The 8,949-nt window shown below is 71.7% G+C and carries 7 protein-coding genes; 4 read left to right on the top strand and 3 right to left on the bottom strand.

Translation table 11 applies throughout. The annotated features are described in order from the left end of the window. Positions 1-85 precede the first annotated feature (85 nt). The 3 genes from ACFWUQ_RS30265 to ACFWUQ_RS30275 all read right to left on the bottom strand — a co-directional run bounded on the left by ACFWUQ_RS30265 (position 86) and on the right by ACFWUQ_RS30275 (position 2,707). Entirely contained in the window at positions 86-1,189 is a 1,104-nt protein-coding gene (locus ACFWUQ_RS30265; RefSeq protein WP_384544391.1) for an amidohydrolase, read from the bottom strand. A 183-nt stretch (positions 1,190-1,372) separates the two neighbouring features. Further along, positions 1,373-1,741 carry a hypothetical protein gene (locus tag ACFWUQ_RS30270; protein WP_384544393.1) on the bottom strand — a complete coding sequence of 123 codons (369 nt, stop codon included), beginning with the start codon at positions 1,739-1,741 and terminating at the stop codon, positions 1,373-1,375. A 24-nt stretch (positions 1,742-1,765) separates the two neighbouring features. After that, positions 1,766-2,707 (bottom strand): heme o synthase, encoded by a 942-nt coding sequence (locus ACFWUQ_RS30275; RefSeq protein ID WP_384544395.1) that lies wholly within the window; start codon positions 2,705-2,707, stop codon positions 1,766-1,768. 354 nt (positions 2,708-3,061) lie between these two features. Between ACFWUQ_RS30275 and tkt the strand changes: the two genes are divergently transcribed. The 4 genes from tkt to opcA are packed head-to-tail and all read left to right on the top strand — an operon-like array spanning position 3,062 to position 8,907. Further along, a complete protein-coding gene (gene tkt / locus ACFWUQ_RS30280; protein WP_384544397.1) occupies positions 3,062-5,146 on the top strand; it encodes a transketolase in 2,085 nt (694 codons plus the stop codon). A 34-nt stretch (positions 5,147-5,180) separates the two neighbouring features. Next, complete coding sequence (gene tal, locus ACFWUQ_RS30285; RefSeq protein ID WP_384544399.1) at positions 5,181-6,299, top strand: transaldolase; 1,119 nt, start codon at positions 5,181-5,183, stop codon at positions 6,297-6,299. 5 nt (positions 6,300-6,304) lie between these two features. Next, positions 6,305-7,831 carry a glucose-6-phosphate dehydrogenase gene (zwf, locus tag ACFWUQ_RS30290; RefSeq protein WP_384544401.1) on the top strand — a complete coding sequence of 509 codons (1,527 nt, stop codon included), beginning with the start codon at positions 6,305-6,307 and terminating at the stop codon, positions 7,829-7,831. Beyond that, positions 7,828-8,907 (top strand): glucose-6-phosphate dehydrogenase assembly protein OpcA, encoded by a 1,080-nt coding sequence (gene opcA, locus ACFWUQ_RS30295; RefSeq protein ID WP_384544403.1) that lies wholly within the window; start codon positions 7,828-7,830, stop codon positions 8,905-8,907. The genes zwf and opcA overlap by 4 nt, the downstream gene beginning before the upstream one ends. Positions 8,908-8,949: the final 42 nt, after the last annotated feature.

Here is an 8,949-nt window from a genome sequence, read left to right on the forward strand (position 1 = left end):
GTACTGGACGTACCGCCGTGGTCCGCCAACGCCGCGAGGTGCCGTGCAGGGCGCCGCGACCCGGTGAACCTTTCCGGCCACGGCACTAGCCGCGCTCGTCCAACCGGTAGACGCGGCGGGCGTTGCCCGCCGCGATCAGGGCGGCCACCCGCTCGGCGTCCCGCCAGGACCACGACCCGTCGCCGGCCCAGCGGCCCAGCACCCGGCCCAGCGCCTCCCGGAACACCAGGGCGCCGACCGCGTGCAGTTCCGGCAGCCGCCCCCCGCCGCTGGAGAACAGCAGCTTCCCGAACGGCGCCAGTTCCAGCAGCTCGGCCAGTACGGCCCCGGCCCCGGCCCCCGTCCGCCCGAGGGCCGCGCCGGCGTCGGCGTAGACGTGCGGGAAGCGCGCCGCCAGGACGGCCGTGTGCCGGTGGTACGGGTACCCGCCGAGCAGCACCAGCCGGGTGCCGAGCCCCGCCGTGGCCCGTACGAAGCCGGTCAGCGGCGCCGGATCCGCCGCGCCCCCGGCTCCGTCGGCGCGGAGCCGCAGCTGGAGCGGCAGCCCCGAGGCCACCGCGCTCCACATCAGGTGCCGCAGGAGCACGGGATCCTGTACCGCCCCGCCCCGGGGCCGCCCGGCCAGCCACCGCCCGGCCGCCGCGCGCACCTCGCCGGGGGCGGGCGCCTCGGGTCCGCGGGCCAGGGCGGCGGCGTCGGCCCGGCAGGAGAAGGCCACAGCCCCGGTGCCCGCGTGGTGCACGGCTGCGGCGAGGTTGACGAGGAAGGCTCCCACGGTGCCGGAGGTGTCGGCGGCCTGCTCGGCGAGCAGCTCCAGCCGGACCACCTCGAAGGCCTCGGCGTCGCCGGCGAGCGCCAGCTCCTTGGGCCCGGTCAGGTCCCCGGCCTCCCCGGTGTCGACCAGGTACGAGGCCACCCCGGACCCCCTCAGCAGCAGCCGCGCCGACTCGGCGGCGCCCAGCTCGCGCCGCCGGGCCAGGTAGCGGACGGGTGCGGCGTGCGGCTCCAGGCCGAGCAGCGGCGCGCACCAGCGGCGCACCGCGATCCCGGCCTGGGTGTCGAAGGACGTGGTGCCGGGGGCGGGCGGACCGGCCGAGGGGAGCAGCTGGGCCTCGAAGGTGCCCAGGCCCAACTCCGTGCGCAGTACTCCGTGGCAGTGCTGGTCCACCAGGGGCGGCGTTTCGATCATCCGGGCATCCCGTTGCGGACGTGAGGAAGGGGCTTCCACACGTCCTAACGGGTGAGTGGGGCGCGAGGTGTTGCTCGCGCTGTTGACCGAGTGGCCCACCCGTACGGAGCAGGCCGGGCCGAGCGGGCCCCGGGCCGCGGCAAGAAGACGGTCAGGAAGCGGCCGGAAGGGGTCGGGAAGCGCTCAGGCCGTAGGGTTCGCCGGGCCGCCGAGCTGGATGCCGGCCATCCGGGTCCATTCGTACGGGCCCGTCCGCACCCGCGCGGCGAGCTCGCCGTCGAACTCCTCCTGGAGGGCCAGTCCGGCCTTCTCCGCGGCCAGCCGGGCCGTGTCGTGGGTCGGGGCCACCAGGTCGCCCCAGCCCCCGTCCGCGCCGACGAGCACGATACGGGTGCCGGCCTGGCCGATGTGGGCGAGGTGGCCCTCGGCGCCGCCGTGCTCCCGGGCGAACGCGCCGATCTGCTTGGCCAGCTTCGCGGCCGTACGGTCCTGCTTCTTGTCCGCGCTGCCTGCGGTGTCCGCCGCGCCTGCGGTGTCTGCGGTGTCTGCCATGGACAGCATGCTACCGGTGAGTAATCAGCGGAGGAAGGGATCCACGGCCACCGCCACGAAGAGCAGCGACACGTACGTGATCGACCAGTGGAACAGGCGCATCTCCTTGAGCTTCGGGCCCGTCACCCCGGCCTTGGCCCGCGCGTGCAGCGCGTGCGCCTCCCACAGCCACCAGCCGCCGGCCACCAGCGCGACCGCGGTGTAGAACCAGCCGGTGTACCCCAGCGGCGTCAGCAGCAGCGAGACCGCCACCATCACCCAGCTGTAGAGGACGATCTGGCGCGCCACGACCTGGTTGCCCGCCACGACCGGCAGCATCGGCACGCCGACCCGCGCGTAGTCGTCCTTGACCTTCATCGACAGCGGCCAGTAGTGCGGCGGCGTCCAGAAGAAGATGACGAGGAAGAGGATGACGGCGGCCCAGGAGACCTCGTTCTTGACGGCCGACCAGCCGATGAGCACCGGCATGCAGCCCGCGATGCCGCCCCAGACGATGTTCTGCGCCGTACGCCGCTTCAGCAGCATCGTGTAGACCACGACATAGAAGAGGAGGGCGCCGAGCGCGAGGGCGGCCGACAGCCAGTTGATCAGCAGGCCGAAGAACAGGGTGGAGAGCACGCCGAGGGTGATGCCGAAGACCAGGCACTCCCGGGGGCTGACCATGCCGGTCACGAGCGGGCGCTGCGAGGTCCGGTCCATCAGGGCGTCGATGTCGCGGTCGATGTACATGTTCAGGGCGTTGGCGCCGCCCGCCGACAGGTAGCCGCCGAAGCAGGTCGCGAGGACCAGCCACAGGGAGGGCACGCCCTGCTCGGCGAGGAACATCACCGGCACTGTGGTGATCAGCAGAAGTTCGATGATCCGCGGCTTGGTCAATGCCACGAAAGCCATGACCCGGGCCCCGAGCGGCCGGTGGACGGGGCTCGTCCCGAGCACCCCCGCTGGACGGGATTCGACGGCCGTCACACGCACCCCTGAGAGAGAATCCAGCAAGCCCCGGTTCGGACCGTTCAAGACATGAAGGGCCGGTAAGGGCTTGCGCGTACCACGCCACTCTAGACGTTGCCCCTGCGTCGCCCCGCGCCGGGGTCGGCTCGTGTTGGGCCGATCGGAGCGGCCCGGCGGGCGCCCGAAGGACGTCCGAGCGGCACCCGGCGGGCCGCGCCGGGCACCTATGAGCAGGTGAACAGGGGCTGCCGACGAGGTGACGGAGTGCGGACACTCGAATAGTTGCACGCCGTGACGGGGGTAGGCTCGGAATCGCGCCGGTGCACCGTTCGTCACCGGGAACAGACATGTGGAGAGGAGCCCTGACCCACGGTGAGCACCAAGCCGACCACCACAGAGCTCGCGTGGACCGAACTGGACCAGCGGGCCGTCGACACCGCCCGCATCCTGGCCGCTGACGCGGTCCAGAAGGTCGGGAACGGCCACCCCGGTACGGCGATGAGCCTGGCCCCCGCCGCGTACACCCTCTTCCAGAAGGTGATGCGGCACGACCCGGCGGACCCCGAGTGGGTCGGCCGCGACCGCTTCGTCCTCTCCGCCGGGCACTCGTCGCTCACCCTCTACACCCAGCTGTACCTCGGCGGGTTCGGGCTGGAGCTGGACGACCTCAAGGCCTTCCGCACCTGGGGCTCCAAGACCCCCGGCCACCCGGAGTACGGCCACACCGCCGGCGTCGAGACCACCACCGGGCCGCTCGGCCAGGGCATCGCGAACGCGGTGGGCATGGCCATGGCCTCCCGCTACGAGCGCGGCCTGTTCGACCCCGAGGCCGCCGCGGGCACCTCCCCCTTCGACCACATGATCTACGCGATCGCGGGCGACGGCTGCCTCCAGGAGGGCATCTCCCACGAGGCGTCGGCCCTGGCCGGCCACCAGAAGCTCGGCAACCTGGTGCTGCTGTGGGACGACAACCACATCTCCATCGAGGGCGACACGGAGACGGCCGTCTCCGAGGACACCCTGGAGCGCTACGCCGCGTACGGCTGGCACGTCCAGCGCGTGGAGCAGAAGGAGAACGGCGACCTCGACCCCGAGGCGCTGTTCGCCGCGCTCCAGGCCGCCAAGGCCGAGACCGGCCGCCCGTCGTTCATCGCGGCCCGCTCGATCATCGCCTGGCCCGCCCCGGACGCCCAGGGCACCGAGGCCGCGCACGGCTCCGCGCTCGGCGACGACGAGGTCGCGGCCACCAAGCGCGTCCTCGGCTTCGACCCGGAGCAGGCCTTCGAGGTCTCCGACGAGGTCCTCGCGCACACCCGCAAGGCACTGGACCGTGGCCGCGAGGCCAAGGCCGCCTGGGAGAAGGACTTCTCCGCGTGGCGCACCGCCAACCCGGAGCGCGCCGCCGAGTTCGACCGGATCCAGGCCAACGAGCTGCCCGCGGGCTGGGAGGACGAGCTCCCCCTCTTCGAGGCCGGCAACGCCGTCGCCACCCGCGCCGCCTCGGGCAAGGTGCTCGGCGCCCTCGGCGCGGTCATCCCGGAGCTGTGGGGCGGCTCGGCCGACCTGGCCGGCTCCAACAACACCACCATCGACAAGGACTCCTCGTTCCTGCCGGTGGGCAACCCGCTGCCGGAGGCCGACCCGTACGGCCGCACCATCCACTTCGGCATCCGCGAGCACGCCATGGCCGCGGCCATGAACGGCATCGCCCTGCACGGCCACACCCGCGTCTACGGCGGCACCTTCCTGGTGTTCTCCGACTACATGCGCAACGCCGTCCGCCTCTCCGCGCTGATGCACGTGCCGGTCACCTACGTGTGGACGCACGACTCCATCGGCCTCGGCGAGGACGGCCCGACGCACCAGCCGGTCGAGCACCTCGCCTCGCTGCGCGCCATCCCGGGCCTCAACGTGGTCCGCCCGGCCGACGCGAACGAGACCGCCGTCGCCTGGCGCGAGATCCTGCGCCGCCACACCAAGGTGTACGGCAAGGGCGCCCCGCACGGTCTGGCGCTGACCCGCCAGGGCGTGCCGACCTACGAGCGCAACGAGGACGCCGCCAAGGGCGGGTACGTGCTGTTCGAGGCCGACGGCGGCGAGCCGCAGGTCGTCCTCATCGGCACCGGTTCCGAGGTGCACCTGGCCGTGGAGGCCCGCGAGCAGCTCCAGGCCCAGGGCATCCCCACCCGCGTCGTCTCGATGCCGTCCGTCGAGTGGTTCGAGGAGCAGGACCAGGACTACAAGGACAGCGTCCTGCCGCCCTCCGTCCGGGCACGCGTCGCGGTCGAGGCCGGTATCGGCCTGACCTGGCACCGCTACGTCGGTGACGCGGGCCGCATCGTCTCGCTGGAGCACTTCGGCGCCTCCGCCGACGCGAAGGTGCTGTTCCGCGAGTTCGGCTTCACCCCCGAGCGCGTGGCCGCCGCCGCCCACGAGTCCCTCGCCGCCGCGCGCTGACTCGGTTCGAGACCAAGTAGGAGATGGAATTCTCATGACAGACGCACTCAAGCGCCTCTCCGACGAGGGTGTGGCGATCTGGCTGGACGACCTGTCCCGCAAGCGCATCACGTCCGGCAACCTGGCCGAGCTGATCGACCAGTCGCACGTGGTCGGTGTCACCACCAACCCCTCGATCTTCCAGAAGGCCATCAGCAGCGGTGACGGCTACGACCAGCAGCTGGCCGACCTGGCGACCCGCAGGGTGACCGTCGAGGAGGCCATCCGCATGATCACCACGGCGGACGTCCGCGACGCCGCCGACATCCTGCGCCCGGTCCACGACCGCACCGACGGCCAGGACGGCCGCGTGTCGATCGAGGTCGACCCGCGCCTGGCGCACGACACCGCGGCGACCGTCGCCGAGGCCAAGCAGCTGGCCTGGCTGGTGGACCGCCCGAACACGCTGATCAAGATCCCGGCGACCAGGGCCGGCCTGCCGGCGATCACCGAGGTCATCGGCCGGGGCATCAGCGTCAACGTCACGCTGATCTTCTCGCTGGCGCGCTACCGCGAGGTCATGGACGCGTACCTGGCGGGTCTGGAGAAGGCCAAGGCCGCGGGCCTGGACCTGTCCCTGATCCACTCGGTCGCCTCCTTCTTCGTGTCCCGTGTGGACAGCGAGATCGACAAGCGCCTGGACGCCGTCGGCACCGACGAGGCCAAGGCCCTCAAGGGCAAGGCGGCGCTCGCCAACGCCCGTCTGGCCTACGAGGCGTACGAGGAGGTCTTCTCCTCGGACCGCTGGACCGCCCTGGAGCGCGTCGGAGCCAACAAGCAGCGCGCGCTGTGGGCCTCGACGGGCGTCAAGGACCCGGCGTACAAGGACACCCTGTACGTGGACGACCTGGTCGCGCCCAACACGGTGAACACCATGCCGGAGGCCACTCTGGAGGCCACCGCCGACCACGGGCAGATCACGGGTGACACCGTGCGCGGCACCTACGAGCAGGCCCGCGCCGAGCTCGACGCGGTCGCGAAGCTGGGCATCTCGTACGACGATGTGGTGCAGCTGCTGGAAGACGAGGGCGTCGAGAAGTTCGAGGCGTCCTGGAACGACCTGCTGAAGTCGACCGAGGCGGAGCTCCAGCGCCTCGCCCCCACGGAGGCCTGAACACTTTGACTGTGAACGGAGCGAACCCGCTTCGTGACGCACAGGACCGGCGGCTCCCGCGCATCGCGGGGCCGTCCGGCCTGGTCATTTTCGGCGTTACGGGTGACCTGTCGCGCAAGAAGCTGATGCCCGCCGTCTACGACCTGGCGAACCGCGGCCTGCTTCCACCGGGCTTCTCGCTGATCGGCTTCGCCCGCCGGGAGTGGGAGCACGAGGACTTCGCGACGGAGGTGTACGAGGCCGTCAAGCAGCACTCGCGCACCCCGTTCCGCGAGGAGGTCTGGCAGCAGCTCGTCCAGGGCTGCCGGTTCGTCCAGGGAGACTTCGACGACGACGCGGCCTTCGAGACCCTCAAGGCCACCATTGAGGAGCTGGACAAGGCGCAGGGCACGGGCGGCAACTTCGCCTTCTACCTGTCGGTCCCGCCCAAGTTCTTCCCCAAGGTGGTCCAGCAGCTCAAGGACCACGGCCTGGCCCAGAAGGAGGGCTCCTGGCGGCGCGCCGTCATCGAGAAGCCCTTCGGCCACGACCTGAAGAGCGCCGAGGAGCTCAACAAGGTCGTCCACGAGGTCTTCCCGCGGGACGAGGTCTTCCGGATCGACCACTACCTCGGCAAGGAGACCGTCCAGAACATCCTGGCGCTCCGCTTCGCCAACACGATGTTCGAGCCGATCTGGAACCGGTCGTACGTCGACCACGTGCAGATCACCATGGCCGAGGACATCGGCATCGGCGGCCGGGCCGGGTACTACGACGGCATCGGCGCGGCCCGCGACGTCATCCAGAACCACCTGCTCCAGCTGCTGGCGCTCACGGCGATGGAGGAGCCCGGCTCCTTCCACCCCAAGGCGCTGGTGGCCGAGAAGCTCAAGGTGCTGACCGCGGTGGAGCTGCCCGAGGACCTGGGCAAGTACACCGTGCGCGGCCAGTACTCGGCGGCCTGGCAGGGCGGCGAGAAGGTCGTCGGGTACCTCGAAGAGGACGGCATCGACCCCAAGTCGAAGACCGACACCTACGCGGCCGTCCGCCTGGAGATCAACAACCGCCGCTGGGCGGGAGTGCCGTTCTACCTGCGGACCGGCAAGCGGCTCGGCCGCCGGGTGACCGAGATCGCGGTCGTCTTCAAGCGGGCCCCGTACCTGCCGTTCGAGTCGGGCGCGACCGAGGAGCTGGGGCAGAACGCCCTGGTCATCCGGGTCCAGCCGGACGAGGGCGTGACGGTGCGCTTCGGCTCCAAGGTCCCCGGCACCTCCATGGAGGTCCGGGACGTCACGATGGACTTCGCCTACGGCGAGTCCTTCACGGAGTCGAGCCCCGAGGCGTACGAGCGGCTCATCCTCGACGTGCTCCTGGGCGACGCGAACCTCTTCCCGCGCCACCAGGAGGTCGAGCTGTCCTGGAACATCCTCGACCCGATCGAGGAGTACTGGGACAAGCACGGCAAGCCCGCCCAGTACCCGTCGGGTACCTGGGGACCGGTCGAGGCGGACGAGATGCTCGCACGAGACGGACGGAGCTGGCGCCGGCCATGAAGATCGACCTCACGGAGACCAACTCCAGCAAGATCAACGCGGCGATGGTGCAGGCGCGCCGGGACATCGGCACGCCGGCCATCGGCATGGTCCTCACGCTGGTGATCGTGACCGACGAGGAGAACGCGTACGACGCGCTCAAGTCGGCCAACGACGCGTCCCACGAGCACCCCTCGCGGATCGTCGTCGTCATCAAGCGGGTCAGCCGCTCGCCGCGCAGCCGCCGCGACGCCCGTCTCGACGCGGAAGTGCGCGTCGGGGCGGACTCCGGCAGCGGTGAGACGGTGGTACTGCGCCTGCACGGCGAGCTGGTCGACCACGCCCAGTCCGTCGTGCTCCCGCTGCTGCTGCCGGACGCCCCCGTGGTGGTGTGGTGGCCGGACGGCGCCCCGGCGGACCTTGCGGGCGACCCGCTGGGAGCGCTGGCCCAGCGCCGGATCACGGACACGTACTCCTGCGAGGACCCGACCGGAACGCTCGCGACCCGCGCGGCGGCCTACGCGCCCGGGGACACGGACCTGTCCTGGACCCGGATCACGCCGTGGCGCTCCATGCTGGCGGCCGCGCTGGACCAGCAGAACCTCTCGGTGGTCTCGGCGACGGTCGAGGGCGAGGACGAGAACCCGAGCTGCGAGCTGCTGGCCATGTGGCTGGCGGACCGGCTCCAGGTCCCCGTCCGGCGCACGCTGTCGTCGGGCCCGGGCCTGACGTCCGTACGCCTGGAGACCAAGGACGGCGACATCGTCCTGGACCGTGCGGACGGGTCGCTGGCCACCCTGTGCATGCCGGGGCAGCCCGACCGCGCGGTGGCGCTCAAGCGCCGGGAGACGGCCGAGCTCCTCGCGGAGGAGCTGCGCCGGCTGGACCCGGACAACACGTACGAGTCCTCGCTGCAGTTCGGCGTGGCGAAGCTGCATGCCGCGCAGGCGGCGACGGCGAAGGCGGCTCCGCCTAAGGCCAAGGCCGCCGAGGGCCGGGCGGATGCCCCGGCGCCGGCGCCGGAACCGACCCCGGCCGAGGGGGCTCCGGCCCCGAAGCCGGCGGCCAAGCCGGCGAAGAAGTCCGCGGCCGGATAGCGGGACTCCGCCCCGGACCCGGTCCTCGAACGCCGGGCGTGC

It is taken from the genome of Streptomyces sp. NPDC058662, assembly GCF_042716255.1.
Classification (GTDB): domain Bacteria; phylum Actinomycetota; class Actinomycetes; order Streptomycetales; family Streptomycetaceae; genus Streptomyces.

Bases quoted from the DNA above. Each gene is read 5' to 3' on its own strand.
- ACFWUQ_RS30265 (WP_384544391.1), bottom strand. From the start codon at position 1,189: ATGATCGAAACGCCGCCCCTGGTGGACCAGCACTGCCACGGAGTACTG.
- ACFWUQ_RS30270 (WP_384544393.1), bottom strand. From the start codon at position 1,741: ATGGCAGACACCGCAGACACCGCAGGCGCGGCGGACACCGCAGGCAGC.
- tal (WP_384544399.1), top strand. From the start codon at position 5,181: ATGACAGACGCACTCAAGCGCCTCTCCGACGAGGGTGTGGCGATCTGG.
- opcA (WP_384544403.1), top strand. From the start codon at position 7,828: ATGAAGATCGACCTCACGGAGACCAACTCCAGCAAGATCAACGCGGCG.